This window comes from Egibacter rhizosphaerae, from assembly GCF_004322855.1.
Classification (GTDB): domain Bacteria; phylum Actinomycetota; class Nitriliruptoria; order Euzebyales; family Egibacteraceae; genus Egibacter; species Egibacter rhizosphaerae.
Map to the genome: position 1 here is coordinate 4,434,609 of NZ_CP036402.1, position 25,415 is coordinate 4,460,023.

Sequence of the window (25,415 nt, forward strand, 5' to 3'; positions counted from 1 at the left end):
CCGTCAGGCCAGCAGCCGCGCGAGGATCCACGCGAAAGGGGCCGCGAGCGCCGCGCCGAGGACCATCCGCACCTTCGCGCCGCGCACCGCGGCCGCGGTGGCCTCCGGGCGCGCGTCCTCGGGCTGCCCGGGAAAGCTGCCGGTCCGCCGATAGCGCAGGTAGGCGGTGCCGGTTCCCAGTAGCAGCGCGAGCCCGATCGAGCCGAGGAAGATGACGAACAGCTCCAGGTAACCCATCGCGGGACAGCCTACGCGCGAGTCGGGGTTCCCTCCGGGCTCAGGTGTCCTGGGCGGTCGCCGACATCGCGATCTCGCGCAGCAGCACCTCCGGTGGCTGGGCGAGGGCGTGCACGATCTGCCCGGCGACCGCCTCGGGGGAGAGGCCGAGCTCGGAGGCTCGCTCCCGCAGCCGGCGCGCGGCGTCGTGGTCGTCGCCCTCGAGCAGATCGGTCTCGACGATCCCCGGCGCGATGACGGTGACGCGGATCCCCTCCGCGTGGAGCTCCCGTCGCAGCCCCTCGCTGACGGCGTGGGCGGCGAACTTGGAGCCGCTGTAGACGCCCGCAGCGGCGTTGGGGACCCGCCGCCCCGCCTGACTCGACACGGTCACGAGGTCCCCACGGCCGGCCGACCGTAGGTGGGGCAGCGCGGCGTGCGCGACGAGCAGCAGCGCGAGGACGTTCACCTCGAGCATCGCCCGCCAGTCGGCGACGCGCCCCTCGCCGATAAGGCTCGGGCGCATCACCCCGGCGTTGTTCACCACCGCGTCGAGGCCTCCGAGGGCGTGGGCGGCGAAGTCGACGGCCTGTACGGCCGCCGCCTCATCGGTCACGTCCGCGGGGCAGGCGACGGCGCCGATCTCGTCCGCGAGCACCTCGAGTCGCTCGGCGCGCCGGGCGACGAGTGCGACGCGCGCACCCGCCGCGGCGCACGCACGCGCTGTCGCGAGCCCGATCCCGCTGGACGCGCCGGTCACGAGCACCCGACGTCCGGTGAGTGCGCTCAATTCCACCTCCTCGTCGCAGGATGTGCGTGCATTCTCCCACGAGGCCAGCGGCCTCCCGGTACCTCGGGCCGGGACAGTGAGCCCGGGCCGGGCTCACGGTGATCGCCGCCCGAGGAGTCGGAGCAGCGTCACCCTCACGTCACCTGCAGCTCCAACGCGCTGTCCACGAAGGGTGCCTGCTGGTCGGCGCGGGCGTCGTGGTTGGAGAGCACGGTCGTCCCGCTCGGCATCGGCGCCCACCACCGGTACGGCGCGGCCATGAGCTTCGACGCGTCCGCCAGCACCGTCACCCGCTGCGCGGCCTGCGCGGCGGCCTGCTTCCACGAGCTGTGCGGCAGGGAGGCGCAGTTCACCCCCCACTGCGGATGCACCCCGTCCGCGCCGATGAAGGCGTGGTCGGGCTGCACCAGCCGCATCGCCGACTCCGCCACCGGCCCCAGCAGCGCCTGGCTGATCGACCGCACCGCGCCGCCCACCACGATCAGCTCCATGTCCTCGTGCTCGCGCAGTACGTCCAGGACGCTCAGCCCGTTCGTCAGCACCGTCAGGCCGCGGCGACCGTGCAGTTCCGAGGCCAGCCGCGCCGTCGTGGTCCCCGCGTCGAGCACCAGCATGTCGCCGTCGCGGACGCTCGCCGCCGCCGCGGCGGCCAGTTGGTGCTTGGCGTCCACGTTGCGCTCGGCCTTCTCCCGCACCGTCGGCTCGCTGCCACGCAACGGCGCGGCACCCCCGTAGGTCCGCTGTGCCTGCCCCCGCTCGACCAGCACCCGCAGATCCCGGCGGATCGTGGCCTCCGATGCCTCAAGCCGCGCGCACAGCGTGGCGACCTGGACCTCGCCCAGCGCCAGCTCCGCGAGGATCCGCTGTCGCCGCTGCTCCGCCTGCATCGACCGCTCCTCTCCTGCGCCACGCCGGCCGCGCTCACGCCGGCCGCATCCTACGGACTCTTGATCGGCCCGATCACTCAGTCCTAGGATCCGACCGCTTCGTTCACGCCCCACCGAGCCGACCCCGGGAGGCGCCCGCATGGAGCTTCAACCGCTGCTCGCGCTGGTGATCGGCATCGCGATCATCATCGTGCTGATCATCCGTACCCGCATCGACGCGTTCATCGCGTTACTGCTCGCCGCGATCGCGGTCGGCCTCATCGCCGGACTGCCGATGGGCGCGACGACCGAGGCCATCGTCACCGGTTTCGGCAACACCCTCGGCAGCATCGGGATCGTGATCGGCCTTGGCGTGATGATCGGCAAGCTTCTCGAGGTCTCCGGTGGTGCCGACTCGCTCGCGAACGCGTTCCTGCGCGCCGTCGGCCGCGGCCGCGAGTCGTGGGCGATGGCCGGGACCGGCAGCGTCGTGTCCATCCCGGTGTTCTGCGACTCCGGCTACGTGATCATGCATCCGCTCGCCCGCTCGCTGTCGCGCACCGCCGGCAAGTCGTTCGTGATGCTCGCGCTGGCGCTCGGCGCCGGGATGACCATCACGCATCACCTCGTCCCGCCCACCCCCGGGCCGCTGGCGGTCGCCGGCATCCTCGACGTCGACCTCGGGACCCTGATCGTCGCCGGGCTGCTGTTCTCCATCCCGATGGTCCCCACCGTCGTCTTCTACGCCAAGTGGATCGGCCCCAAGCTCGACGCCGAGGTCGATGCCGAGGTCCGCCGCAAGGTCGACGAGGGCGAGAGCGCGCCGACCACCGACGGGGGTGGCACCGCCACGCAGACCGAGACCCGCGCCGAGCCCACGACGACCACGACCGCAGCGCCCGGCGCGCTGCGCGCCTTCCTGCCGCTACTCGTGCCGCTGATCCTCATCGTGGGCAACACCGTGACCGAGGCGGTCGCCCCCGAGGCCGGTTTCGCCGAGGTCGCCGCCTTCCTTGGCGACCCGGTGGTGGCGCTCATCATCGGCGCGCTGATCGCTATCTACGCGCTGGTGCCCGCGGCGACCGGCCGCAAGCAGGTGCAGAGCTGGTTGGGGGCCGGGGCCGCCTCGGCCGGCCTGATCATCCTCATCACCGGCGCCGGCGGCGCACTCGGCGAGGTGTTGCGCGAGTCCGGCGTCGGCGACGCGCTCGCCGAGGCCGTCCTCGACCTCGCGATCCCCGCCTACCTGATCCCCTTCCTCGTCGCGACGCTCGTCCGCTTCGCGCAGGGCTCGGGCACCGTCGCGATGATCACCGGGGCGTCGCTGACCGCGCCGCTGCTCGGCACCCTCGGGCTCGACCCGACCCTCGCTGCGCTCGGTATCCTCGTCGGCTCGATCTTCTTCAGCTACTACAACGACTCCTACTTCTGGGTGGTCACCAAGTTCACGGGCCTCGAGGGGACCGCGGCGCTGAAGGGATGGAGCGGTATCACCACCGCGCTGTGGGCGGTCGGGTTCATCTGTCTCACCATCGCCTCGTTCGTCCTGTGAGCCGCCTTTGAGCCGCCCCATCCGCGCTCCGGTCACGATCGTCGCCGACGACCTCACCGGTGCCAACGCCGCCGCTGGAGGGTTCGCCGCCCGGGGCTGGCGCGCGGCGACGTTGCGGGGCGTTCACGCTGCCGTCGAGCCGGCCGATGTCGACGCGGTGGTCTGCGCGGTGCCCACCCGCCACCTCGCCCCGGCCGAGGCAGCGCGGCAGGTCCGCACGACCTTCGCCGCGCTGGGCCCCCGCCCGCTGGTCGGCAAGCGGATCGACACGACGCTGCGTGGCAACGTCGGCGCCGAGGTCGACGCCTTGCTCGCCGCGCTCACCGGCGACCCCGACGACACGCGGCCGTGCCGCGCGCTCGTCGCCCCCGCCTACCCGCGGGCCGGGCGCATCACCGTCGGAGGGCTGCACCTCGTGAACGGCGAGCCGCTGGCCAGCACCGCGGCGGCCCGTGACCCCCGCGGCCCGGTGACCACCTCCCGCGTGCACGAGGTGCTCGCCTCGGGCACCGACCGCTCCGTCGGCGCGGTGGACATCGACACCCTGCGGGCCGGCCCTGACGTGATCCGCGACGCGCTCGCCTCCACCGACGCCGAGCTCATGGTGCTCGACGCGGTCACCGATGACGACCTCGCGGCCGCGGCCGCCGGTGCCGCTCGGCTCGCCGAGGAGGTCCGCTGGGTTCCCCGTCGACCCCGGCCCCCTGGCGGTCGAGCTCGCCGAGGCGCTCGGGCTGCGACCCGCTCTGCCGCCCGCACTGGTCGTCGCCGGCAGCGTCACCGAGGTCACCCGACACCAGCTCGATCGTCTCGCCACCCGCCCGGGGACCGAGTTGGTGCGTACTTCTCCGGCCTCGCTCGACGTCGACCGGGCCGTGGCCGAGCTGCTCGCCGCGTTCGACCGCGGCGCCCAGGTAGTCGCGCTGACCACCGCCGACGGCGACGAGCCGGTCGTCGACCTTGCCTCGGGTGAGGCCGAGCGCGTCGCGGAGTCCCTCGGCGCACTGGTCCGCGCGGTGCTCGACGCCCGGTCGATCAGCGGTGTGTACGTCACCGGCGGGGACGTCACGGAGGCTGCCCTCGACGCCCTCGACGCGACCGCGCTGCTGCTCGAGGCGGAGATCGAGCCGCTCGCGGTGCAGGGTCGCGTCGTCGACGGACCCTGGGACGGCGTGCCCGTCGCCACCAAGGGCGGGCTGATCGGCGGCCCCCAGACCGCCGCTGCGTGCGTGGACGCACTTCGCACCGCCGCCCGTGCGTACCCACGAACGGAAGGAGCACCGACCCGATGAGCACCCCTATCGTCGCCGTGACCATGGGCGATCCCGCCGGCATCGGCCCCGAGATCGTTGCCCGCTCGCTCGCCGACGTCGCCCCTGACGCGCCGCTGCGCCCCCTGGCGATCGGCGATGCGCCGGTGCTCCGCCACGCTGCACGGATCTGCGGCCTCGACGTCGAGGTCCGACCAATCACCAGCGTCGAGCAGGCGCGCTTCGAGCCCGGCACCCTCGAGGTTCTCGACCTCGCCATCACCGGCGACGACCTCGCCTTCGGGGAGGTCTCGGCGGACGCCGGGCGCAGCGCCGTCGCGGCGATCGAGACCGCCACGCGACTCGCGCTCGACGGCGAGGTCGCCGGCATCACCACCGCACCGATCAACAAGGAGGCGATCTGGGCGGCCGGCTCGTCGCACCTCGGCCACACCGAGATGCTCGGCGAGCTCACCGGCACCAGCAGGTCGGGAACCATGTTCGTGGTCGACGACCTGAAGATCTTCTTCACCACCCGCCACATGTCGCTGCGCGAGGCGATCGACCGGGTCACCGAGGACGCTGTGCGCCACGCCATCGACGAGTCGCTCACCGCTCTGCGGGTCCTCGGCCACGACGCGCCCCGCCTCGCGGTCGCCGCGCTGAATCCCCACGTCGGCGAGGGCGGGAAGTTCGGCACCGAGGAAATCGATGCCATCGGACCCGCGTGCGAGGCCGCGCGCGCTGCCGGCCACAACGATGTCTCCGGGCCGGTCGGCGCCGACTCGGTGTTCCACCAGGGACTGCAGGGCCGCTTCGACGGGGTGCTGTCGCACTTCCACGACCAGGGGCACATCGCTGCCAAGACCTGGGACTTCGAGGGCGCCATCACCGTCACGATCGGTCTGCCGATCCTGCGCACGTCGGTTGACCACGGCACGGCGTTCGACATCGCGGGCCAGGGCGTGGCCTCGCATCGCGGGTTGCGCGCCGCCCTCGCCGCCGCCGGCCGGTTCGCCCCGTACGCCGACCGGATGCGCGAGACCTACGGTGCATGAGCGGTCCTGAGGAAGCGTTGGGGGACGTCGGCGGCGGGCGACGTCTCGCGCAGCCCCACGTGCCGCAACCGCGTCTTAAACTGGCGCAGTATGACTCTTGGCAGTGTGTGCCATCCTCGCGCCTTTCGGTACTTCCCGCGCAAGGAGGACCTCGTCGGGCTGCCCTTCGAGGACGAGGTGGAGCCCTGGGTGCGCGCGTTCCGTGAGCGCCCGGCGGGGGAGCGGTTCGACGAGGCCGTTCGCGCCGCCGCGGGCGCGCTCGGTCGCGACCACCGACGCGACCCCGAGGCGTGGCGGCGCCGCCGAGCGCTCATCGACGGCGACCCCGCGCTGCGTGAACGGCGACGTGGAGCCGCGATGGTCCGCCAGCAGCGCCTCGCCGACGCGATCGCGGCACGTCTGACGCTCGATGTCGGTGACCCGCGGGTGCCGGCGCTCGCCGCGGGCGCGCTGGCGGCTTTCGAGGTCGCCAGCGCAGCCTGGGCGCGGCGACCCGAGGCCGAGCGGACGTCCGAGCGCTACGAGGCCGAGTTGGACGCCGCCCACCGCCGCCTGGCGAGCGTGGAGGAGTGCCTCACCACGCCGGTGGGGTGATTGTTGAGCCGAGCGGTCACTGGCCCGCACCGAGGGCCCGCACCAGCTCTAGTTTACAGAACGTATCTTATCGGGGTATTGGCGAAGCCGCCGGAAGCGGTGCATCCCACCTCGTTCTCCTCGGTCAGGACTCGACGTAGGCCGCCAGGTGTTCGCCGGTGAGCGTCGAACGGCCAGCGAGGAGCTCGCCGGGCGTGCCCTCGAAGACGATGCGGCCACCGTCGTGGCCGGCCCCGGGTCCGAGGTCGATGATCCAGTCGGCGTGGGCCATGACGGCCTGGTGATGCTCGATCACGATGACGGACGTGCCGCCGTCGACCAGCCGGTCGAGCAGACCGAGTAACTGCTCGACGTCGGCGAGGTGCAGCCCGGTGGTGGGCTCGTCGAGCACGTAGACGCCGCCCTCGGTGGCCATGTGGGTGGCCAGCTTGAGTCGCTGGCGTTCGCCGCCGGACAGTGAGGTCAACGGTTGGCCGAGACGCAGGTAGCCGAGCCCGACGTCCTCCATCCGGACCAGGATCTTGTGCGCGCCGGGAAGCTTCGCGTCGCCCTCGGCGAAGAAGGTCACGGCCTCGGCCACGGACATCTCGAGCACGTCGGCGATGTTGCGGCCACCGAACCTGTGGTCGAGCACGGAGGCCTCGAAGCGTCGGCCCTCGCACTCCTCACAGGTGGCTGCGATCGTCTCCATGAAGCCGAGCTCGGTGAAGACGACGCCGACACCGTTGCACATCGGGCACGCGCCTTCCGAGTTGGCGCTGAACAACGCCGCCTTGACCCCGTTGGCCTTCGCGAAGGCCTTGCGGATCGGGTCCAGCAGGTTGGTGTAGGTCGCCGGGTTGCTGCGCCGCGAGCCGCGGATCGCGGTCTGGTCGACGATGACCACTTCGGCGTCGGCCGGTATCGATCCCTCGATCAGGGAGCTCTTGCCCGACCCGGCCACCCCCGTGACGACGCACAGCACGCCCAGCGGGATGTCGACGTCGACGTCCTGCAGGTTGTGGGTGTCGGCGCCGCGGATCTCCAGCGTCCCGGTGGGCGTGCGCACCTCCTCCTTGAGGGCGGCCCGGTCGTCGAGGTGGCGTCCGGTGAGCGTGTCGCTGGCGCGCAGCCCGTCCACGGTGCCCTCGAAGCAGACGGTTCCGCCCTCCGTGCCGGCGCCGGGCCCGAGGTCGACGACGTGGTCGGCGACCGCGATCGTGTCCGGTTCGTGCTCCACGACCAGCACCGTGTTGCCCTTGTCCCGCAGCCGCCGCAGGAGGTCGTTCATCCGCTGCACGTCGTGGGGGTGCATGCCGATGGTGGGCTCGTCGAAGACGTAGGTGACGTCGGTCAGGGCGGAGCCGAGGTGGCGGACGAGCTTCGTGCGCTGCGCCTCGCCGCCCGACAGCGTCCCGGACGCTCGATCCAGCGAGAGGTACCCGAGCCCGATCTCCACGAAGGAGTCGAGGAGGTGCTGCAGACCGGCGAGCAGCGGCGCGACCGATGGCTCGTCGAGATCATGGAGCCAACCGGCGAGGTCGCTGACCTGCATCGCACACACGTCGGCGATGCTCTTGCCGGCGATCTGCGACGACCGGGCGGCTTCGCTCAGCCGTGTCCCGTCGCACTCGGGGCAGGTCGTGAACACGACCGCACGATCCACGAACTCCCGGATGTGCGGCTGCATCGCGTCGCGGTCCTTCGACAGCATCGACGACCGGATCTGCGGCACGAGCCCCTGGTAGGTCATGTTCGTGCCACCGATCGTGACCTTGGTGGCTTCACGCAACAGCAGGTCGTGTCGCTCGGTCTCGGTGTAGTCCCGGATCGGCTTGTCCGGATCGAAGAACCCCGACTCGGTGTAGAAGCGGACCGACCAGCCCCCTGCCTTGTAACCGGGCACGGTGATCGCACCCTCGTTCAGCGATCTGTCCTCGTCGTACAGCGCCGTGACGTCCACGTCGCTGACCGATCCGCGTCCCTCACAGCGTGGACACATCCCCCCGGTGCGGGAGAAGGTCGCCTTCTCGGCCTTGCCCTCCCCCCGCTTGATCATCCCCGACGCTTGCACCGAGGCGGTGTTGAACGAGAATGCGCTGGGCGGCCCGATGTGCGGCTCCCCGAGGCGGCTGAACAGGATGCGCAGCATCGCGTTGGCGTCGGTCACGGTCCCGACCGTGGAACGGGGGTCCGCGCCGAGCCGCTCCTGATCGACGATGATCGCGGTGGTCAGCCCGTCGAGGACGTCGACGTCGGGTCGCGCCGCGGTCGGCATGAATCCCTGCACGAAGGCGCTGTAGGTCTCGTTGATCAGCCGCTGTGACTCGGCAGCGATCGTGCCGAAGACCAGCGAGCTCTTCCCCGATCCGGAGACCCCGGTGAACAGCGTCAGTCGCCGCTTCGGCAGCTCGACCTTGACGTCCTTGAGGTTGTTCTCCCGCGCCCCTTGAACCCGGATCAGGTCGTGGTTGTCGGCAACGTGGTGCGTTGTCGACTGCGTGTGCGTCCGCTCGGCCGTGGTCATCCTGGTTCAGGGCCTCTCCTGGATACGGATCATGTTGCCCGCGGGGTCGCGCAGGGCGCAGTCCCGTGCGCCCCAGGGCTGGTCGGTCGGCTCCTGGACGACCTCGACGTCGGCGGCTTGCACCTGCTGGAAGGTGCTGTCGAGGTCCTTTGTGGCCAACATGAGGCTGGCGTAGGTGCCCTTGGCCATCATCTCGGTGATGGTGCGGCGTTCGTCGTCGGTGATGCCGGGTTCGGCGCCCGGCGGGTACAGGACGATGTTCACGTCGGGCTGATCGGGTGGGCCGACGGTGTTCCAGTGCATCCCGCCGTACTCCACCTGGTTGCGAACCTCGAAGCCGAGCGCGTCGCGGTAGAAGGCCAGGGAGGCCTCCGGGTCGTCGTGCGGCAGGAAGGTCGCGTGGATGCTGATGTCCATGGCGGTCACCTCACGTGGTTGGCGTCATTGGTGCCAGTCACGCTAGGCACGGCCCGGGACCGGCGCTTCTCGATTCCTGATCGGTCGCGTCACCCGCTTCGCGACGCACGGTGGCATCCCTGCGGTCACACGCGTCTCGGCCGCCTGCTGCCGGTAGACGCTCGGTGGCACGCCGACCAGTTCGGTGAAGCGCGTGCTGAACGTGCCCAGTGACGAGCAACCGACCGCGAAGCACACCTCGGTGACGCTGAGGTCGCCCCGTCGCAGCAGCGCCATAGCCCGCTCGATCCGTCGCGTCATCAGATAGGCGTACGGCGACTCGCCGTAGGCGCGCCGGAACCGACGGCTGAGGTGCCCGGCCGACATGTGCACGCCGCGAGCGAGGGCCTCGACGTCGAGCGGCTGCGCGTACCCCCGGTCGATCCGGTCGCGGACGCGGCGCAGCCGCGCGAGTTCGCGCAGGTGCTGCGTCGCAGCGGATGTGTCGGTCACTCGCGAGATGATGCCACGTCCCACCGGGATTGCCCAGCGAGCGGTCGCCGAACTCCGCGGTCGCCGAGCTCCGCGGTCGCCGAGCTCCGCGGTCGCCGAGCTCCGCGGTCGCCGAGCTCCTGCGACCGTCGCCTTCTCCTGCGCTGGAGCGCGCTCGAGCGGTTGCTCAGTCCTGGATCATGCGGATGGTCAGCGGATACTCCGAGTGCGGGACCCCCTCCCCCGCGGCTTGCACACCGCGCACCATACCGATGATCCAAACGATCAGGCCGATGATGACCACGGGGAGTAGCACGATCAGGCCGAGTCCGAGGGTCACGAGGCTCAGAACGAACGACGCGAGCACGACGATCAGCCACGTGAGGTGGAAGTTCAGCGCCTCGCGCGCGTGCGGTCCGGCCAGCGGGTCGTTGCGCCGAAGGGCGAAGACCACCAAGGGCCCCACGAAGGACGGGATCCCGAGCAAGAGCACCAGCGATGAGAGGTGGGCCACCTGCGCCAAGGTCCGGTCCCCGCCCGGTGGTGGACCTCCCAGTGGCTGGTCCCCTCCCGGTGGTGGACCTCCCGGTGGCTGGTCCCCTCCCGGTGGTGGTCCTCCCGGTGGCTGGTCCCCGGGCGGTGGCTGGCCCCCTCCCGGCGGCTGGTCCCCGGGCGGTGGCTGGTCCCCGGGCGGTGGCCCGGAAGGCGGCGGTGAGCTGCTCATCGCGTCCTCCACGCTCGGTGGTTGTGTCGTCGGTGCGCAGTCTCGCGGGGTTCGAGCCTACGCGAAGATCACGGCGGGTCCTGGGGCGGGCTGATCGCCCGGGCGGGACCGTCACGGGAGCGTCAGTGGGGCGCTCGGCGACGAATCCCGGATCGAGGCCGTCATCGTCCACATCGGGATCCTCGGGGTCGAGCTGCACCGCCCCGTCGATCCGCCAGCTGCCGTGCTCGAGCACGAGCTGGTAGCCGAGCAGCTCGTCGGGGACGCTGTCACCCTCGACATGCACGACGGCGTGTGCCCGGCTGCCGTCGTCGATGCAGGACGTCACCCGGTGGTTGTTCGAGTCGAGCACGGCGGGAAACGAGTCCTCGACGATGCGGCGCAATTCCGGCACGCTGACCGCGTCCCGAAAGCTGTCGCTCGCGAGATCCCACGCACCCTCCACGTCGTCGGCAGCGAAGGCAGCCAGTTGTTCTCCGATCACCCGCTTGACCACGCGACCCGTGCCGTCGTCACACACGTCTGCTTCGGCCTCGTGAGGGGCGGGCGGGCCGTCGGCCCGCAGCCGCAGCGGCTCCTCGTCGGCGGGCGCGCATGCCGCGAGTCCGAGGGCGAGGGCGAGCAACGTGGCGGGAGGTCTCAACGGGTGGTCCGTCCCCGCAGGCCACGGACGGCCTCGTGGTCGGTCGCCGGTTCCCAGGCCTCGAGGGGCCAACCGGTCGCGACGTCGCGCAGGCGCTCGATCTCGGCGAGGAACGCCGAGCGCCGCACCGTTCTCGCGCCGAGCGAGGCGAGGTGGCGGGTCGGCAGCTGGACGTCGATCAGCTCGAAGCCCCTCTCCCCCAGCCTCCGCACGAGGTCGACGAGAGCCACCTTCGACGCATCGGTGGCGCGATGGAACATCGACTCACCGCTGAACACCGCGCCGACCGCCACCCCGTAGAGCCCGCCCACCAGTCCGCCCTCGGTGTCCCAGACCTCCACGCTGTGCACCGCCGTCCTACCGACCGGACTGTGTCGCAGGGCATCGTACGCCTCCGCCATCTCGGGGGTGATCCAGGTGCCTTCGGGTCGGCCGCTGGCGCACTCGGCGATGACCGCGGCCGTGGCGGTGTCCGTCGTGCAACGCCAGCCGGCGCGCCGCAGGGTCCGCCGCAGCGATCGCGAGACCCGTAGGGCTTCGAGCGGCAGGACCCCTCGTGGATCGGGAGACCACCAGGTCGTCGTGCCCTCGACCGGCCATGGGAAGATCCCGCGCCGGTAGGCGGCCGCGAGGGTCGACGGGGTGATGGCGCCACCGAACGCGAGTGGTGCGTCCCCGGGCGCGAGACGCGCGTCGGGGAACTCGGTCGGCTCAGCAGCGCGATCGTGACGCACGACCCCAGCGTAGGCTGCCGAGCCGGCCGGGAGGGGGACGCGCGGTCCGACGGCTCGTTACCGGACCAGGGCGCGCAGGCCGTCGGCCACTACTCCCAGCGGAAGAGTTTGATGGCGGCCAGGAGCGCGACCACGATCGTCACCCCCAGGGCGACGAGGCGCGACGGGTTGGGTGTGGCGCCGGCCCACGCCTCCCCCACGGTCGTGGCCGCCGCGCCGAGGGGCGCGTACTCCCCCACGGTCACCAGCCACCCGGGCAGCGCGTCGACCGGACCGAACCCGCCGCTCAACGCCATCATCCCGAGGACGAACACGAGGCCGATGCCGATCGCCGCATTCGGGCTCGGGGCTACCGCCGCCACGAGCAGGCCCAACGAGAACATGGCTCCCAGCCCGAGAAGAAGCGCGATCGCGACCCGCCCAGGTTCTGGGGGGCGGCGACGCCGAACGCGCCGAAGCCCACGGCCAGTGCCAGCGCGAGTCCGATCAACGCCAGCGCGACCGAGAGGCGTTGCTGCTGCCCGCCGGAGAGGTTCTGGAAGTAGGTGCCACGCTTGTCCTCGAGGCCGAGGGCCCGCACGAGGTGGTCGGGATCCTCCCCCTCTCGGTAGAAGGAGCGGAACAGTCGCACCGCCTCCTCGGTCCGCAGCTTCTCGGGCAGCCGGGACTCCTGCAGTTGCGCTCCCAGGATCTGCCGGACCTTCGATCGCTGCTCGATCGGGTCGTGGCCCATCACGGAGACGCGGCCAGCATCCGGCTCCTCCAAGCCCTCGATGCACTCGACCGTGGTGGTCTTGCCGGCGCCGTTACGACCGAGGACGCCGAAGACCTCGCCGTCCTCGACCTGCAGATCGACGCCGTTGACGGCCACGGTGTCCCCGTATCGCTTATGCAGCCCCTCTACTTCGATGGCGGGCACGCTCGCTCCCCCGGCCAGATGGTTGGTCTCGTCCCGCGCCGTTGGATTCACATCCGTCGGTGGCGTCAAACATCATGAGTGAACTCGTAGATGCGCACACGCACCAGTAGGCACGACATTGTGCCAAAACATCGGCGGGTCTGGCACCCGCTCCTGTGAGACATGCGAGCGGGGGTGGTCCTAGCCGTCCGAGGAGCCGCCGATGGCGTGCGTTCCCCCGTCGCAGTGGATGACCTCGCCAGTCACCGCCGGCATCCAGTCGGACAGGAGGGCGCAGGCCACACGGGCGACCGGCTCGGGGTCGAGGACGTCCCAGCCCAGCGGCGCGCGCCGGTGCCATTCCTCGAACAGCTCGAACCCTTCGACCGATTTCGCCGCCATGGTCTTGACGGGGCCGGCCGCGATCAGGTTAGCGCGTGTGCCCTGGGGACCGAGGTCCCTCGCCAGGTAACGGTTGGCCGACTCGAGGCCCGCCTTCGCGACCCCCATCCAGTCGTAGCCGGGCCAGGCGAGCTGGGCGTCGAAGTCGAGCCCGAGGATCGATCCTCCGCCGGCGGCGCGCAGCTGTGAGGCGAGCGCGTGGGCGATCGCAACGTACGAGTAGGTCGAGATGTGCAGGGCCGTGCTGACGTCCTCCCAGGCCGCCTGCAGGAAGTTGCCGCCCAACGCTTCGGAGGGAGCGAACGCGATCGCGTGCACGATCCCGTCCACCGCGTCCCAGCGCTCCGCCAGCCGGGCGGCGGTCGCCGGGATGTGGCCCTCCTGGGTGACGTCCATCTCGAGCACGTCCGGTGGATCGGGCAGCTTGCGGGCGATGCGCTCGGTGATGCGCAGGGTGCGCCCGTGGCCGGTCAGCACGATCTCTGCGCCCTGCTCCTGAGCCATTCGAGCGATCGAGTAGGCGATCGACGTCTCGGTCAGCACGCCCGTCACCAGGATTCGTTTGCCGTTCAGCAACATGTGGTCTCCCGCTGCGCGTCGGAGGTAGGCGTCCGCACGTACCCGCAAGCACACGAGGCGGACGCGGCGAGTCGCGCGCCGCGACCGGGCACGACCGGCGCGTGGGTCGGATCAGACGGAGGTGAGGACGAGAACGGCGTTCTGGCCCCCGAAGCCGAAGGAATCGCTCATCGCGACATCGACCTTCTGGGAGCGTGGTGCCTTCGCCACGATGTCGAGTTCGATCTCGGGATCCTGGCTGTCGAGGTTCGCGGTGGGAGGGATCTCCCCTCGCTCGATCGTGAGCGCGGTGAACGCAGCCTCGATGGCGCCCGCGGCACCGAGTGCGTGGCCGGTCACGCCCTTGTTGGAGGTCACGACGAAGTCGTCGCGCAGGACCCGGCGGAGCGTCGCGGCCTCGGACGCGTCGTTGAGCGGCGTCGACGTGCCGTGCGCGTTGACGTGCTGGACGTCGCTCGGGGAAAGGCCCGCATCCCGGATCGCCTCGGTCATCGCCAACTCGGCTCCGTGGCCCTCGGGGTCGGGGGCGGTGATGTGGTGCGCGTCGGCGCTCGCTCCGTAGCCCGCAACCCCCGCGTGGCGGTGCGCCCCGCGTGCCCGGGCGTCGTCGTCGCGTTCGAGCACGAGGATGGCCGAGGCCTCGCCGGCGACGAAGCCGTCGCGGTCGACGTCGAACGGCCGCGAGGCGGCCTCCGGCTCGTCGATGCGGCTCGACAGCGCGCCCATCTGTGCGAAGCCGGCGATCGACAGCGGACTGAGGCTCGCCTCGGTACCGCCGGTGATCGCGATGTCGCAGGCGCCCGAGCGCAGCAGATCGCGTGCCGTCCCGATCGCCGTCGCTCCGGACGCGCACGCGGTCGCCGTGACGAGGTTCGGTCCCTTCGCCCCGTACTCCATCGCCACCTGGCCGGCCACCATGTTCGGGACGAGCATCGGGATCAGCATCGCGCTGACCTTGCCCGGCCCGTGCTCGAGCATGCGCGTGTGCTGTGTCTCCCAGGTCCACGCGCCGCCCATGCCGCAGCCGAGGACCACGGCGACTCGCGGCCCGTCCCACGTCTCGGGATCCAGGCCGGAGTCGGCGATCGCCTCCTTGGCCGCGACGAGTGCGAGCTGTACGAACCGGTCGAGTCGACGGACCGCCTTCTTGCCGAGCACCTCGCCGACGTCGAGGTCGGGCATCCGGCAGGTGATGTCGATCTCGAGGTCGGAGAGGTTGGGGTCCTTGGCGGCCGCGGAGCGACCAGCGCACAGCCCCTGCCAGCTCGCTTCGGTCCCCAGCCCCGCCGGCGTGACGAGGCCCAGGCCCGTGATGGCGATGTCGCTCACGCTTGCGCGCCCTTCTGCTCGAGGAGCTTGACGGTGTCCTGGACGGACTCGAGCTGCTCGGCCTCCTCGTCGGAGATGCCCACGCCGAGCTCCTCCTCGGCGGCGAGGGCGAACTCGACGAGGTCGAGCGAGTCGAGATCGAGATCCTCGAAGGTCGCCTCGGGCGAGACGTCGCCCTCCTCGACCCCGAACTTCTCGACGAGCACTTCCTTCACCTTGTCGTACACCGTCATGCTCGGGTCGGTCCTTTCTCCGCCTGTGGCGGTGGCGATCGGGTCGTGGTGGTTATGTCGGGTCGGGGGTGGGCAGATCCGGCCACGTCATGAGCGAGGATCCCCACGCCATGCCGGCGCCGAAGGAGGTCAGCAGTACCTGTTGTCCCGGTTCGAGGCTGGCGTCGGCCAGTGCGAGCGGGATCGAGGCCGCCGAGGTGTTGCCGTAGCGGCCGACGTTCGACACGCAGCGGTCCCGAGGGATCTCGAGGCGGTCCGCCACGGCCTCGAGGATGCGGGCGTTGGCCTGGTGGGCGATGAGGCAATCCACGTCGTCGACCTCGAGGCCCGCCTGCGCGAGGACCGCGCGGCTGGACGACACCATCCGGCGCACGGCCTGCCGATAGACCTCGCGGCCGTCCATCTGCAGGAAGTGGTGGCGGTTCTCGATCGCGTGGTCGTCGATCGGCTGACGCGTCCCGCCGGCCGGAACCTCGAGCAGGTGCGTCTGGTCGCCGTCGCTGCCCAGGTCGAACGGGCCCACGGCACCCGGCTCGTCGGCGTGCCCGGAGCGGACGACGACGGCACCCGCCCCGTCGCCGAAGAGCACGCGCGTGCTGCGGTCGTCAGGATCGACGATGCGGCTCATCACCTCGGCGCCGATGACCAGGACGCGGTCGGCCGTGCCGGTGGCGACGAGGCCGCTCGCGACCGGGAGGGCGTAGATGAAGCCGGCGCAGGCAGCGTTCACATCGAAGGCGCTCGCGTCGCCGAGCCCGAGCCGGCTGGCCACCTCGGGGGCGGTGCCGGGCAGCATGCGGTCCGGGGTGGTCGTGGCGACGATCACGGTGTCGACGTCGCCTCCCGCGGCCTTGAGCGCGTCGGCGCCGGCCTCCACCGCGAGGTCCCCCGTGGACGTGTCGGGGTCGGCGAACCGTCGCTCGGCGATGCCCGTGCGGGTGCGGACCCATTCGTCGTTGGTGTCGAGATGCTGCGCGAGGTCGTCGTTGGTGACCACGTGCGGCGGGACCGCGGTGCCGAGTGCTTCGACCACCCCGACGGGGGGGCGGGAGGCGCGGTGGGTGGATGCTGCGGCCATGTTCTCCTCGGAGGGAGCGGTCCCGTGGCGGGAGTGGTGAACGGCAGTCTCGGTCGCCCACGGACTCGTGCCAAGTGGCGGTCCCGTGGCCGCGGGCTGGCCGTGTCCACCAAGCGAGTGGGTGCACGGGGCCCACGCCCCAGCGTGTCAGTTCCTCACGCGTCTGCAGCATACGTCGCCGGGCAACGCGGACGAAAACGTGGGACCGCCGCTCTCGCCCGACCGTGGACGCGCACCGGATAGCTCGCCCTGGGCACGGGCAGAATGGCTCGTGGACACGGCCAGCGTACTGACGCTGACGTCAGTGTCAACATCGCCGACACGCGCGCTGAGCGCGCGGGTAGGCTCGCGGGCGCACCTCGTCGACGGGTCGCAAGGGAGCAGGATGCGGACCGACACACTGGCGACATCCCACGCCGAGGAATTGATCGAGGTCGTGACGAACCGTATGGCGACCCATCGGGTCGACTTAGAGCGGCTCCTTCGGATCCCCAGCGTCTCGGCGCCCGGATTCGATGCCGAGCCGGTGCGCCGGAGCGCGCAGGCGGTGGTCGACCTGCTCGCCGAACGCGGGGCCGACAACGCCGAACTGCTGGAGGTCGACGGTGCGCCACCGGCCGCCTACGGCGAGGCGTGGGCCGAGGATCCCGCCGCCCCCACCGTGCTGCTGTACGCCCACCATGACGTGCAGCCTCCCGGCGAGGAGGCCGCGTGGAGCTCTCCGCCCTTCGAGCCCACCGAGCGTGACGGGCGCCTGTACGGCCGCGGTGCCGCCGACGACAAGGGCGGGGTGCTCGTGCATGCCGCGGCGCTCGACGCGTGGCGCACCGTGGCCGGCGCGCCACCGGTGCACACGAAGGTCATCGTCGAAGGGGAGGAAGAGGTCGGCAGCCCGCACCTCGCCGAGTTCCTCGTCGCGCACGGCGAGCGGCTGCAGGCGGACGCGCTCGTGGTCTGCGACACGGCCAACTGGAAGGCCGGGGTCCCGACGCTGACGTACCTGCTCCGCGGCCTCGTCGACGCCGAGGTCACGGTGACCGCCACCAGCCACGGCCTGCACTCGGGGACGTACGGCGGCCCGGTGCCGGACCCGGTCGCCGGACTCGCCCGGCTGTTGGCCACCCTGACCGACGAGCGAGGGGCCGTGGCGATCCCGGGCTTCGGGGACGACGCGCGGCCGCTCACCGTGCGCGAGCGCGAGCGCATCCAGGAGCTGGCGTTCGACGAGGAGGCCTTCCGCCGTGAGGCCGGGCTCCGGGAAGGCGTGCCGCTGGCCGGTGACCCGGACCACCATCCGCTGGAGCGCCTGTGGACGCAGCCGGCGGTGGCGGTCATCGGTCTCGACGCGCCGGCTGTCGAGGGGGCGTCGAACACGCTGCAGCCGCAGGCGCGGGCGAAGGTCTCGGTCCGTTTGGCACCGGGCCAGGACCCCGAGCGCGCGCGCTCGCTGCTGTGCGAGCACCTCGAGCGTTCGGCGCCCTGGGGGCTCGACGTGGCCGTCACCCCGGGGGCGGCCGCCGCCCCGTTCACGCTCGATCCCGAGCAGCCGGCGTGCGTGGCCGCCGGCCGGGCGCTGAGCGCAGCCTTCGACGAGCCGCTCGTCCATGCCGGCTCGGGCGGCTCGATCCCGTTCATCGACCCGCTCGTGCGGGCGTTCGGCGCCGACACTCCCGTGCTGCTCACCGGGGTGGCGGACCCCGATACGCGGGCGCACGGCATCGACGAGTCGTTGCGCCTCGACGATTGGTATCGGGCGTGCGTGGGCGAGGCGCTGATGCTCGGCGAGTTCGCCCACACGCTCGGTGCCGCCGCGCCGAGCGGGACCCCGACCGGGGAGGTGCACCGGTGACCGCTCGCCGGTCGGACGAGTACGAGGCGGCCTACGCGACGCTGCTCCGAGCGCGTGAGGAGCACGCCGACCTGCTCGTCTATCGCGAGTTCCTCGACCGTGAGCGCCGTCGGCTGGACGCTTTCGCGGCCGAGACGCGCGAGGCCATCGACGAGGTCCCCCGCAAGCTGCGTCGCTCGGTGGACGCGACGACGAAGGGTCTCATGGAGGCCGTGGGTCGTCGACGCAGCGTGGTCGATGACGAGCGGCACCGCGTCGATGACCGGATCGCTGCTGCGCAGGCGTTCGTCGAGGAGCTCGAGGAGGAGGTGGCGGGTCTGCGAGGCTCCTGACCGACCCGCTCGCGCGTCAGAGCAGCCGCAGGCCGATCCCCAGCAGGGCGAGGGCCACGCCGCCGAGTCGCAGCGCGACGGTGAGCGCCCGTCGCGTGGGAGGGAGCAACTCGCCCGTCCCGGCGCCGAGCAACCCGAGCAGCGTGAGGGTGAACGCGACGTCGACGCGTTCGTCCCCCATGAGCGCGGGGACGGCGAGGCTGGCGACGACCAGCAGCCCCATGGCCATCACGAACAAGTGGGTCCAGGGTTTGCGGGGCCGGCCCGGGCCCAGCAGCTGCTCCTTCAGGCCGGGGGACGTCGGTGCCCGGTCCTGCAGCCGAGCCGACCGCTCCCCCGAGTGCTCCTCCGCCATCATCGGGTCCTCCGTCGTGGATCCGGCGAGCGGACCGTGGGATCTCTCGGGACGAAGGCTACCGACCGCCGTGGGGGCACATCGCGCCCGGTCGCGGGGTAGGGTCCCGCACATGCGTGCTGCGATCGCCACCCACGGATCCCATGACGACCCGCTCGGGGCCCTCGAGGTGCGCGACCATCCCGAACCGGACCCTCCGGATGGCTGGGAGGTCGTGCACGTTCGCGCCGCGAGCCTGAACCACCACGACGTCGCGACGCTGCGCGGCATCGCGACGTCACCGGACAACCTCCCCATCGTCCTGGGCACCGATGCGGCAGGGGTGACCGAGGACGGGCGCGAGGTCGTCTGTCACGCCGTGGCCCCCAAGCCGGGCACGGACGTGCCCGGCAGCGGCCCCCACGACGAGACCGATGTGTTCGGCCGCTTCTGTCTGCTGTCGGAGATCTTCGACGGCACCCACGCCGAGCGCGTCGCCGTGCCGCACGGCAACCTGCTCGCCAAGCCGCCCGAGCTGTCGTTCGCGCAGGCCGCCTGCCTGCCGACCGCGTGGCTGACCGCCTACCGCATGCTGTTCGTCAAGGGCGGAGCCCGACCGGGGCAGTCGGTGCTGGTCCAGGGCGCCGGGGGCGGCGTCGCCACCGCCGCGATCGTCCTGGGGCACGCGGCGGGCCTCCGGGTCCACGTCGCGAGCCGCCACGAGGACAAGCGCGCCCGAGCCCTCGAACTCGGTGCCGTGAACGCCGTGGAGCCGGGTGGACGGCTGACCGAACGGGTCGATGTCGTGATCGAGACCGTCGGCGAGGCGACGTTCGACCACTCCCTCAAGGCGCTGGCCGCCGGTGGCGCGGTCGTCGTGGCCGGTGCCACGACCGGACCCAATCCCCCGGCCGCGCTGCATCGCGTGTTCGCGAAACAGTTGCGCGTCCTCGGTTCGACGATGGGCACGCGCGACGAGTTCGAGGCGCTCATCGGCCTCCTCGCGGCGTCGGGGGCTCGACCGGTGATCGATGCGACCTACGGCCTGGAGGACGCCACGACCGCGTATCGGCGCATGGTGGACGGGGATCTCTTCGGCAAGGCCGTTCTGCTCCCCTAGCACGGTCGTCAGGCGGGTTCGCTGGCGCCGTCGTCAGGCGAGGCGGTCGGCCCGGGACGAGCCGGCCCCCTCGCCTGGTGTGTGGACTACTTGTCGCCGCTCAGGGCGAATCCCCGCGTGAACCGCTCCTGCAACAACATGAAGATGATCAACGGCGGGATCATCGTGATGATCGCCCCCGCCATGATGATCCCCCAGTGGTTGACCTGCTGTTCGCTGAGCAGCCGAACGAGGCCGACCTGAACCATCATCACCTCGGGGTCGGTCGCGGCCCAGCGCGGCCACAGGTACATGTTCCACATGTAGACGACGTCGATCACGGCGGACGCGCCGATGATGTTCCAGGACAACGGGACGAGGAACGATCGCAGGAACCGGAACGGTCCGACCCCGTCCACCTGCGCGGCCTCCACGAGATCGCGGGGGATGCGCAGGAAGTGCTGGCGGAACAGGAACGTTCCCGTCGCGGACGCCATGAAGGGCAGGATCAACCCCTCGTAGCTGTTCAGCATGCCGAGGTCCCCGACCAGGTCGAACAGCGCCCGGATGAGCGCCTCGGTCGGCATCATCAAGGTGAACAGCACCAGGGCGAACGCGAGGCCCTGGAAGGGGAACCGGAAGTAGACGAACGCGGTCGCGGCCAGCAGCGACAGCACCGTCTTTCCGAGGGTCACCGCCGCGGTGACGAAGATGGTGTTGCCCATCATCTGACCGAGACCGAAGCGGTCGAGCGCGGCCCACGCGTTCGTCACGAACTGGTCGCCGAGCGCGAGGCTCGTCGACACCGAGGTGCCCAGGTCCTGGGTGGACTTCGCGAGCGCCCAGATGATGGGGAAGACGAACAGGAACGTCGTCACCCCGAGCACGAGGTGCGTCGCGATCACCGCACTGCGCTTGGGTCGCATCAGCTTGCCCCCTACTGGTAGGTGACCCGCTTGCGGCCCTGCCGCAGCTGGACGACGGTGATGAACGCCACGGCGGCGAAGAGCAACAACGACTGTGCGGCCGCGAGGCCGATGCGGTCGTCGCGGAAGGCGTTCTCGGTCACTTCGTAGATGAGGATGCTCGTGGCGCCCAGTGGCCCGCCGCCGAAGACGTCAGCGACCGCGTAGGCGTCGAAGAACGCGAACACCGTGCTGGTCACGAGCAGGAACAGCGTCATCGGTGTCAGGAGCGGGAAGGTCACGTGCCGGAAGCGCTGCCACGGGTTCGCCCCGTCCACGAGGGCTGCCTCGAGCGTCTCGCTCGGCAGGCTCTGGTAGGCCGCCGTGTAGAAGACGAGGTTGAAGCCCACCCGGTTCCAGATGAGGGTGACGATGAGCACGACCTGCGCCAGCGTGCGGTCGCGGAACCATTCCGGCTGGATGCCGAACGGCTCGAGCACCGCGTTGACCATCCCGAAGTTCGGGTTGAACAGCGCCAGGAACACGATGCCGCTGATGGCCGTCGACAGGGCGAGCGGCCAGATCAAGAGCAGCCGGTAGACCCGGGCTCCGCGGATGTTCTGGTTGAGCAGGGACGCCAGGAGGAGCGAGATCGCGATCGTCGACACGATCACGATCGTCGAGATCACCGCGGTACGGACCACCGAGTCGTAGCTCGACGGGTCCGTGAAGAGCCGCACGAAGTTGTCGATGCCCACGAAGTTCTGCTGCTGACCGTAGAAGCGGACGTTGAAGAGCGACAGCCAGAACGTCCGCAGCATCGGGTAGTAGATGAACAGCGCGAGGATGATGATCGACGGCAGCAGGAACCACAGCGCGGCGCGGCGACGCGGGAACGTCGCCGCGTGCGTGATGGCGAACGCGCTGGCGGCGTCGTCCCCCGAGTCCCGCCGCTTCCTCCGTCCGGAACCCTCGGGGGGAGACGGCCGGTCGGCCGCCTCCCCCGCTCGGTGAGTTGCGCCATGTGGGCTACTCGACGTCGGCGTTGTATTCCTGCAGGACGCTGTCGGCATCCTGCTTCGACGCCTCCAGCGCCTCCGCCGGGTCGAGGCCCTCGAACATCGCGGCCTCGGCCGCGTCCAGCACGATCGACCGGATCTGCGGGAACTGCCCCATGACCGCGCCCTGCGTCGCCGGGCTCACCTCGGTCTCCTCGAGCTGGTCGAGAGCGGTCCCGAAGTTCGGGTTCTCGTCGAACCAACCCTCCCCTTCGAGCTCCTCACGGGACTCCGTGCGGACCGGGAAGTACCCCGTGGCCTGGTGCCAGGCCTTGTCCTGCTCGGGCTCGGAGAGCCAGTTGATGAACTCCATCGCCGCGGCGATCTCCTCCTCGGGCTGGTCCTCCAGCACGTAAAGGCTGGCGCCGCCGATCACGGTGCCGTGACGCTCGGCGTCGTCGGGAATCGGCAGGAAGGCGGTGCCGAGTTCGTTGTCGAGCTCCTCGAGCGAGTCCTGGTAGGCGCGGGTCGACGCGGTGGAGTCCACCGACATGGCGATCTGCCCGTCGGCCATCAGGGTGCGCGGGTCGTCCCAGTCCTCGCGGGCACCGGAGTTGATCCAGTAGCCCTCCTCGTCCATCTCCTGCCACCACTCCATGACCGCGACGCCCTCGGGGCTGTCGAGGAGCACCTCGTCGGCGCGGCCGTCACGACCGTTCTCGTTGTTCGCGAGGAGCCCGCCCTGGTTCGCGACCATCTGCTCGAAGAACCAGGCGTGGATCGGCATGCCGAAGCAGCCGTCGAGGTCGGTCTCCGCGATGATGTCGTCGCACGCGTCCATGATCTCGCCGAACCGCTGGGGCGGATCGTCAGGGTCGAGGCCGGCCTCCTCGAAGATGTCCCGGTTGACCATCATGATCGGGTTCGAGGAGTTCCACGGTGCGCTGTAGAGCCCGCCGGTCTCGTCCGTGTAGTAGCTCGAGACGGCCGGGATGTAGTCGTCCGGGTCGATCGCACCCTCCTGGTCGAGCTCGTGGATCGGCGCGAAGATCCCCGAGTCGCGAGCGATCTGGGTCCCGATCTCGTAGAGCTGCGCGATGTGGGGTGCCTGGTCGGTGCCGGCTGCGCTCACCGACTGGTCCAGGACCTCCTCGTAGGTCCCGCGGTTCTGGGCGTTCACCACCACGCCGTCGGTCTCTTCGCTGTAGGCCTGGGCGAGTTCTTCTTCGATGAAGATCTCGTCGTCGCCACCGAGGCCGTGCCAGAAGTCGATGACGATGTCGCCCTCCTCGCCGCCGAGGTCCTCGGGCTCCACGTCCTCGTCGGGGTCGTCGTCCTCGTCTTCGTCGGCGACGGCCTCCTCCTCGTCCTCCTCATCGTCCATCACGTCTGCAGGTTCCTCGTCGGCGCCTTCACCGCAGGCGGCCAGGAACAAGGCGAGAGCCAGTGTGAGCCACAGCACACGCTTCATCGGCGAGATCCAATCTTTTCCGGGGCGTCGACCTGTGCCGGTCGGCGCGGTTGCCTGGGGTCCCCGTCCGAGGACGGTAGGAGCCCGTCGTAACAGTCCCAGAGCCGCAAGGCAAATGGGAAGTGTCCGGCAGGTTAACTGAGAATTAACGTATGGCCGGTGAGGCCCGTCCGACGTCGCGCGCGGGGGCCCTCGCCAGACGAAAGGCGCTCGACCTGCCGGGTGGGTCCTGCCCCGCTATCGGGACCGGGTCGAGGTGGTGAGCCGGGTGCGCACGGCGTCGTGGATCAGCCCGTTGGAGGAGAGGATCGTCCCGTCGCCGTGAAGGACTCCCTCACCGCTCCACGTGGTTGCCCGACCCCCGGCCTCCTCGATGAGACACACCAGCGCGGCGCGGTCCCAGATGGCGAGATCGGCTTCGAACGCTGCCTCAGCCATCCCCCCTGCGACCAGCATGTGCATCCAGAAGTCGCCCATCCCGCCGGTCTTCCACGAGTCCGTGGCCAGCTCGCCGAGGCGTTCCCACAGCACGGGATCGTCCCGGAGGAACTCGAGGCCCCCGTGTTGGAGGTGGGCGTCCTCGAGGCGCTCGATCGCGCTGACCCGCACGGGTCGGCCGTTGCGGCGTGTGCCGAGACCGGTTCCGGCGTCCCACCGTTCGTCGAGTGCCGGCGCGCTCGCGACGGCGACAACGACCTCATCGTGGACGACCAGAGCGATGAGGGTGCCGAAGACCGGAACGCCGCGTAGGAAGTTCTTGGTGCCGTCGATGGGGTCGATCACCCATGTCGGCCTCCCGGCCTCCAGGGCGCCGCCCTCCTCCTCCCCGAGGATCGCGTGGCCGGGCAGGCTCCTCGCGATCCACTCGCGCAGCGCCGTCTCGATCTCATGGTCGGCCGCGGTCACGGGAGAGCCGTCGGGCTTGGCGGACGCCGCCACCGGGCCGCCGAAGTACCGGCGGGCGATCTCGTCGGCGGCATCGGCCATCGCGAGCGCCTCGCCGCGCAGCCCCGCGATGTCCACGGACTACTGGTCCTCGACGACGTCCTCGAACCGCAGCACGAGGTCGTTCGGTTGCACCGTGAGACTGAGATCGTCGCGAGGGGCCCAGAGGGGGATGCACGGGCCCTGCCCCGCGTGCCCGCAGAGGCAGACGACCAAGGTCCCCGAGGGGTTCATGCCGATGAGCTGTCGCGCGTACGACAGCAACTCGGTCATGGACGAGGTTCCACCGGTGCGGCGGTAGTACGCGTTCGCCCATCGCGACTCCGGTCGGCCGTAAACCGCCAGCGCGGTGCCGCGCTTCAACTCGGCCACGTCGTCCAGCCGCTCCGCGCCGGCCAGCACTTTGTCCTGGCTCGCGGCCTTGCCGACCCTGACGGCGGCAGCGGGTTCGCTCAGCGCGCCGGGCAGATCGGCGAGCTCGTAGTTGCCGGCGGCCTGAGCGGCCTTCTGGCGGTCCACGGCCACGCGGTAGACCTGGTCGTTCTTCGTCGCCACGCCGTCGCACCCTTCAGTCGGTCGCTCCGTGCCCCCGTAGTCTAGCGAGACGGCCGATCGGGCCGGGCACCGGTGTCAACAGGCGCCGTTGCCCGCTTTCTGTTCGGATCCCTTGACGACTACGGTGAGCAAGTGCATGGTGACGCTCCGGGGAGCCGCCAGCGACGATCCCGCCCGTCTCTGGCCGGCCCAGGCGCGGCGACCGTCGGATTCGTGGGGGACCCGCGGTCGCCGCGCCACTTTCACGCTCCAGGGCCGCGCCCGCGGCGATGTGGCACATCACAACGAGTGTGCACACTGACGGTGTGCTGACGCGCTCGCGCGCGCGAGCGGCAAGGAGGGCCCGGATGCGGAGTCTGCTCTACAAGATCGCGCGGCTCATGGGCGACTACCAGGCCGTCAAGAAGGGCCGGGTGGGCCGGCGTGTCGGTCGCCGTGTCGCGGGCCGGGCCACCGGAAAGGGCCTTGGCAAACTCTTCCGTTGAGTGTGCTCCCGACGGGATTCGAACCCGCGCCGCCGGCTTGAAAGGCCGGTATCCTGGACCGCTAGATGACGGGAGCGCAGAGGGCAGCGTACCTGCCCACCC

28 protein-coding genes, 1 tRNA gene and 2 pseudogenes are annotated in these 25,415 nt (G+C 70.9%); 9 read left to right on the forward strand and 22 right to left on the reverse strand.

Translation table 11 applies throughout. The features are described from left to right. Positions 1–3: 3 nt before the first annotated feature. The 3 genes from ER308_RS20315 to ER308_RS20325 form a co-directional block, all read right to left on the reverse strand. Positions 4–237, reverse strand: a complete 234-nt coding sequence (locus ER308_RS20315; RefSeq protein ID WP_131156672.1) for a hypothetical protein — start codon at positions 235–237, stop codon at positions 4–6. A 40-nt stretch (positions 238–277) separates the two neighbouring features. Beyond that, positions 278–1,006: an SDR family oxidoreductase gene (locus tag ER308_RS20320; RefSeq protein WP_205745769.1), complete on the reverse strand. Its 729-nt coding sequence runs from the start codon at positions 1,004–1,006 to the stop codon at positions 278–280. Between the two features lie 134 nt (positions 1,007–1,140). Further along, the gene (locus ER308_RS20325; protein ID WP_165492284.1) at positions 1,141–1,893 is read right to left on the reverse strand and encodes a DeoR/GlpR family DNA-binding transcription regulator; all 753 of its coding nucleotides are present in this window, start codon (positions 1,891–1,893) and stop codon (positions 1,141–1,143) included. Positions 1,894–2,032: 139 nt separating this feature from the next. Here ER308_RS20325 and ER308_RS20330 point away from each other — a divergent pair, with 139 nt between their 5' ends. The 5 genes and pseudogenes from ER308_RS20330 to ER308_RS20350 all read left to right on the forward strand — a co-directional run bounded on the left by ER308_RS20330 (position 2,033) and on the right by ER308_RS20350 (position 6,326). After that, positions 2,033–3,424, forward strand: coding sequence for a GntP family permease (locus ER308_RS20330; protein ID WP_131156675.1), 1,392 nt, complete (start codon positions 2,033–2,035; stop codon positions 3,422–3,424). A gap of 7 nt (positions 3,425–3,431) precedes the next feature. Continuing rightward, a pseudogene (locus ER308_RS23315) lies at positions 3,432–4,028 on the forward strand (four-carbon acid sugar kinase family protein); the annotation flags it as partial. A 19-nt stretch (positions 4,029–4,047) separates the two neighbouring features. Beyond that, on the forward strand, positions 4,048–4,716 hold the full coding sequence (locus tag ER308_RS22665) for a nucleotide-binding domain containing protein (RefSeq protein WP_131156676.1): 669 nt from the start codon (positions 4,048–4,050) through the stop codon (positions 4,714–4,716). Then, entirely contained in the window at positions 4,713–5,732 is a 1,020-nt protein-coding gene (gene pdxA, locus ER308_RS20345) for a 4-hydroxythreonine-4-phosphate dehydrogenase PdxA (RefSeq protein WP_131156677.1), read from the forward strand. Before ER308_RS22665 ends, pdxA begins: the two co-directional genes overlap by 4 nt. 90 nt (positions 5,733–5,822) lie before the next feature. Continuing rightward, a complete protein-coding gene (locus ER308_RS20350; RefSeq protein ID WP_131156678.1) occupies positions 5,823–6,326 on the forward strand; it encodes a TetR/AcrR family transcriptional regulator in 504 nt (167 codons plus the stop codon). Positions 6,327–6,450: 124 nt separating this feature from the next. Here ER308_RS20350 and ER308_RS20355 read toward each other — a convergent pair whose 3' ends face one another. From ER308_RS20355 to ER308_RS20410, 12 genes and pseudogenes are all read right to left on the reverse strand, one after another. After that, on the reverse strand, positions 6,451–8,832 hold the full coding sequence (locus ER308_RS20355) for an ATP-binding cassette domain-containing protein (RefSeq protein WP_131156679.1): 2,382 nt from the start codon (positions 8,830–8,832) through the stop codon (positions 6,451–6,453). 6 nt (positions 8,833–8,838) lie between these two features. Next, positions 8,839–9,249 carry a VOC family protein gene (locus tag ER308_RS20360; RefSeq protein WP_205745770.1) on the reverse strand — a complete coding sequence of 137 codons (411 nt, stop codon included), beginning with the start codon at positions 9,247–9,249 and terminating at the stop codon, positions 8,839–8,841. Positions 9,250–9,291: 42 nt separating this feature from the next. Further along, positions 9,292–9,741 carry a helix-turn-helix transcriptional regulator gene (locus ER308_RS20365; RefSeq protein ID WP_131156681.1) on the reverse strand — a complete coding sequence of 150 codons (450 nt, stop codon included), beginning with the start codon at positions 9,739–9,741 and terminating at the stop codon, positions 9,292–9,294. Positions 9,742–9,907: 166 nt separating this feature from the next. Further along, the gene (locus ER308_RS22895; RefSeq protein ID WP_131156682.1) at positions 9,908–10,444 is read right to left on the reverse strand and encodes a DUF4870 domain-containing protein; all 537 of its coding nucleotides are present in this window, start codon (positions 10,442–10,444) and stop codon (positions 9,908–9,910) included. 187 nt (positions 10,445–10,631) lie between these two features. Then, positions 10,632–10,964: pseudogene (locus ER308_RS23320) on the reverse strand (DUF4864 domain-containing protein); the annotation flags it as partial. Positions 10,965–11,083: 119 nt separating this feature from the next. Beyond that, positions 11,084–11,821: a leucyl/phenylalanyl-tRNA--protein transferase gene (aat, locus tag ER308_RS20380; RefSeq protein ID WP_131156683.1), complete on the reverse strand. Its 738-nt coding sequence runs from the start codon at positions 11,819–11,821 to the stop codon at positions 11,084–11,086. Positions 11,822–11,910: 89 nt separating this feature from the next. Beyond that, positions 11,911–12,204 (reverse strand): ABC transporter permease, encoded by a 294-nt coding sequence (locus ER308_RS20385; RefSeq protein ID WP_131156684.1) that lies wholly within the window; start codon positions 12,202–12,204, stop codon positions 11,911–11,913. Further along, complete coding sequence (locus ER308_RS20390; RefSeq protein WP_131156685.1) at positions 12,171–12,740, reverse strand: ATP-binding cassette domain-containing protein; 570 nt, start codon at positions 12,738–12,740, stop codon at positions 12,171–12,173. Before ER308_RS20390 ends, ER308_RS20385 begins: the two co-directional genes overlap by 34 nt. Before the next feature lie 180 nt (positions 12,741–12,920). Next, a complete protein-coding gene (gene fabI, locus ER308_RS20395; RefSeq protein ID WP_131156686.1) occupies positions 12,921–13,700 on the reverse strand; it encodes an enoyl-ACP reductase FabI in 780 nt (259 codons plus the stop codon). Between the two features lie 111 nt (positions 13,701–13,811). Next, complete coding sequence (fabF, locus tag ER308_RS20400; RefSeq protein ID WP_205745771.1) at positions 13,812–15,029, reverse strand: beta-ketoacyl-ACP synthase II; 1,218 nt, start codon at positions 15,027–15,029, stop codon at positions 13,812–13,814. Then, on the reverse strand, positions 15,026–15,262 hold the full coding sequence (locus ER308_RS20405) for an acyl carrier protein (protein ID WP_131156687.1): 237 nt from the start codon (positions 15,260–15,262) through the stop codon (positions 15,026–15,028). Before ER308_RS20405 ends, fabF begins: the two co-directional genes overlap by 4 nt. Positions 15,263–15,314: 52 nt before the next feature. Next, complete coding sequence (locus ER308_RS20410) at positions 15,315–16,340, reverse strand: beta-ketoacyl-ACP synthase III (protein WP_131156688.1); 1,026 nt, start codon at positions 16,338–16,340, stop codon at positions 15,315–15,317. Positions 16,341–16,725: 385 nt separating this feature from the next. On the opposite strand from ER308_RS20410, the gene ER308_RS20415 reads away from it, so the two are divergent. Together ER308_RS20415 and ER308_RS20420 are read left to right on the forward strand one after the other, a co-directional pair. After that, complete coding sequence (locus ER308_RS20415; protein ID WP_131156689.1) at positions 16,726–18,189, forward strand: M20/M25/M40 family metallo-hydrolase; 1,464 nt, start codon at positions 16,726–16,728, stop codon at positions 18,187–18,189. Beyond that, the gene (locus ER308_RS20420; RefSeq protein ID WP_131156690.1) at positions 18,186–18,521 is read left to right on the forward strand and encodes a hypothetical protein; all 336 of its coding nucleotides are present in this window, start codon (positions 18,186–18,188) and stop codon (positions 18,519–18,521) included. Before ER308_RS20415 ends, ER308_RS20420 begins: the two co-directional genes overlap by 4 nt. Before the next feature lie 16 nt (positions 18,522–18,537). On the opposite strand, the gene ER308_RS20425 is transcribed toward ER308_RS20420, so the two are convergent. Continuing rightward, positions 18,538–18,879 (reverse strand): DUF8011 family protein, encoded by a 342-nt coding sequence (locus ER308_RS20425; RefSeq protein ID WP_205745772.1) that lies wholly within the window; start codon positions 18,877–18,879, stop codon positions 18,538–18,540. A 109-nt stretch (positions 18,880–18,988) separates the two neighbouring features. Here ER308_RS20425 and ER308_RS20430 point away from each other — a divergent pair, with 109 nt between their 5' ends. Further along, positions 18,989–19,975: a zinc-binding dehydrogenase gene (locus tag ER308_RS20430; protein ID WP_131156692.1), complete on the forward strand. Its 987-nt coding sequence runs from the start codon at positions 18,989–18,991 to the stop codon at positions 19,973–19,975. 86 nt (positions 19,976–20,061) lie between these two features. Here ER308_RS20430 and ER308_RS20435 read toward each other — a convergent pair whose 3' ends face one another. The 5 genes from ER308_RS20435 to ER308_RS20455 form a co-directional block, all read right to left on the reverse strand. Beyond that, positions 20,062–20,880, reverse strand: a complete 819-nt coding sequence (locus ER308_RS20435) for a carbohydrate ABC transporter permease (protein WP_131156693.1) — start codon at positions 20,878–20,880, stop codon at positions 20,062–20,064. An 11-nt stretch (positions 20,881–20,891) separates the two neighbouring features. After that, positions 20,892–21,932: a carbohydrate ABC transporter permease gene (locus tag ER308_RS20440; protein WP_205745773.1), complete on the reverse strand. Its 1,041-nt coding sequence runs from the start codon at positions 21,930–21,932 to the stop codon at positions 20,892–20,894. Then, a complete protein-coding gene (locus ER308_RS20445) occupies positions 21,889–23,328 on the reverse strand; it encodes an ABC transporter substrate-binding protein (RefSeq protein ID WP_131156694.1) in 1,440 nt (479 codons plus the stop codon). Before ER308_RS20445 ends, ER308_RS20440 begins: the two co-directional genes overlap by 44 nt. A 237-nt stretch (positions 23,329–23,565) precedes the next feature. Beyond that, on the reverse strand, positions 23,566–24,351 hold the full coding sequence (locus ER308_RS20450) for an inositol monophosphatase family protein (protein WP_131156695.1): 786 nt from the start codon (positions 24,349–24,351) through the stop codon (positions 23,566–23,568). Positions 24,352–24,354: 3 nt separating this feature from the next. Beyond that, on the reverse strand, positions 24,355–24,828 hold the full coding sequence (locus ER308_RS20455; protein WP_131156696.1) for a hypothetical protein: 474 nt from the start codon (positions 24,826–24,828) through the stop codon (positions 24,355–24,357). Between the two features lie 347 nt (positions 24,829–25,175). Here ER308_RS20455 and ER308_RS21895 point away from each other — a divergent pair, with 347 nt between their 5' ends. Next, positions 25,176–25,313 (forward strand): hypothetical protein, encoded by a 138-nt coding sequence (locus ER308_RS21895; RefSeq protein ID WP_165492287.1) that lies wholly within the window; start codon positions 25,176–25,178, stop codon positions 25,311–25,313. Positions 25,314–25,316: 3 nt separating this feature from the next. On the opposite strand, the gene ER308_RS20460 is transcribed toward ER308_RS21895, so the two are convergent. Continuing rightward, a tRNA-Glu gene (locus ER308_RS20460) sits at positions 25,317–25,389 on the reverse strand. Positions 25,390–25,415: the final 26 nt, after the last annotated feature.

Bases quoted from the DNA above. Each gene is read 5' to 3' on its own strand.
- ER308_RS20415 (WP_131156689.1), top strand. From the start codon at position 16,726: ATGCGGACCGACACACTGGCGACATCCCACGCCGAGGAATTGATCGAG.
- ER308_RS20385 (WP_131156684.1), bottom strand. From the start codon at position 12,204: ATGTTCTCGTTGGGCCTGCTCGTGGCGGCGGTAGCCCCGAGCCCGAAT.
- ER308_RS20405 (WP_131156687.1), bottom strand. From the start codon at position 15,262: ATGACGGTGTACGACAAGGTGAAGGAAGTGCTCGTCGAGAAGTTCGGG.
- ER308_RS20330 (WP_131156675.1), top strand. From the start codon at position 2,033: ATGGAGCTTCAACCGCTGCTCGCGCTGGTGATCGGCATCGCGATCATC.
- ER308_RS22665 (WP_131156676.1), top strand. From the start codon at position 4,048: ATGACGACCTCGCGGCCGCGGCCGCCGGTGCCGCTCGGCTCGCCGAGG.
- pdxA (WP_131156677.1), top strand. From the start codon at position 4,713: ATGAGCACCCCTATCGTCGCCGTGACCATGGGCGATCCCGCCGGCATC.
- fabI (WP_131156686.1), bottom strand. From the start codon at position 13,700: ATGTTGCTGAACGGCAAACGAATCCTGGTGACGGGCGTGCTGACCGAG.
- ER308_RS20435 (WP_131156693.1), bottom strand. From the start codon at position 20,880: ATGCGACCCAAGCGCAGTGCGGTGATCGCGACGCACCTCGTGCTCGGG.
- ER308_RS20360 (WP_205745770.1), bottom strand. From the start codon at position 9,249: ATGGACATCAGCATCCACGCGACCTTCCTGCCGCACGACGACCCGGAG.
- ER308_RS22895 (WP_131156682.1), bottom strand. From the start codon at position 10,444: ATGAGCAGCTCACCGCCGCCTTCCGGGCCACCGCCCGGGGACCAGCCA.
- ER308_RS20440 (WP_205745773.1), bottom strand. From the start codon at position 21,932: ATGCCGACAGCGTCCTGCAGGAATACAACGCCGACGTCGAGTAGCCCA.
- ER308_RS20315 (WP_131156672.1), bottom strand. From the start codon at position 237: ATGGGTTACCTGGAGCTGTTCGTCATCTTCCTCGGCTCGATCGGGCTC.
- ER308_RS20445 (WP_131156694.1), bottom strand. From the start codon at position 23,328: ATGAAGCGTGTGCTGTGGCTCACACTGGCTCTCGCCTTGTTCCTGGCC.
- ER308_RS21895 (WP_165492287.1), top strand. From the start codon at position 25,176: ATGCGGAGTCTGCTCTACAAGATCGCGCGGCTCATGGGCGACTACCAG.
- ER308_RS20410 (WP_131156688.1), bottom strand. From the start codon at position 16,340: ATGGCCGCAGCATCCACCCACCGCGCCTCCCGCCCCCCCGTCGGGGTG.
- ER308_RS20430 (WP_131156692.1), top strand. From the start codon at position 18,989: ATGCGTGCTGCGATCGCCACCCACGGATCCCATGACGACCCGCTCGGG.
- ER308_RS20355 (WP_131156679.1), bottom strand. From the start codon at position 8,832: ATGACCACGGCCGAGCGGACGCACACGCAGTCGACAACGCACCACGTT.
- ER308_RS20425 (WP_205745772.1), bottom strand. From the start codon at position 18,879: ATGATGGCGGAGGAGCACTCGGGGGAGCGGTCGGCTCGGCTGCAGGAC.
- ER308_RS20350 (WP_131156678.1), top strand. From the start codon at position 5,823: ATGACTCTTGGCAGTGTGTGCCATCCTCGCGCCTTTCGGTACTTCCCG.
- ER308_RS20325 (WP_165492284.1), bottom strand. From the start codon at position 1,893: ATGCAGGCGGAGCAGCGGCGACAGCGGATCCTCGCGGAGCTGGCGCTG.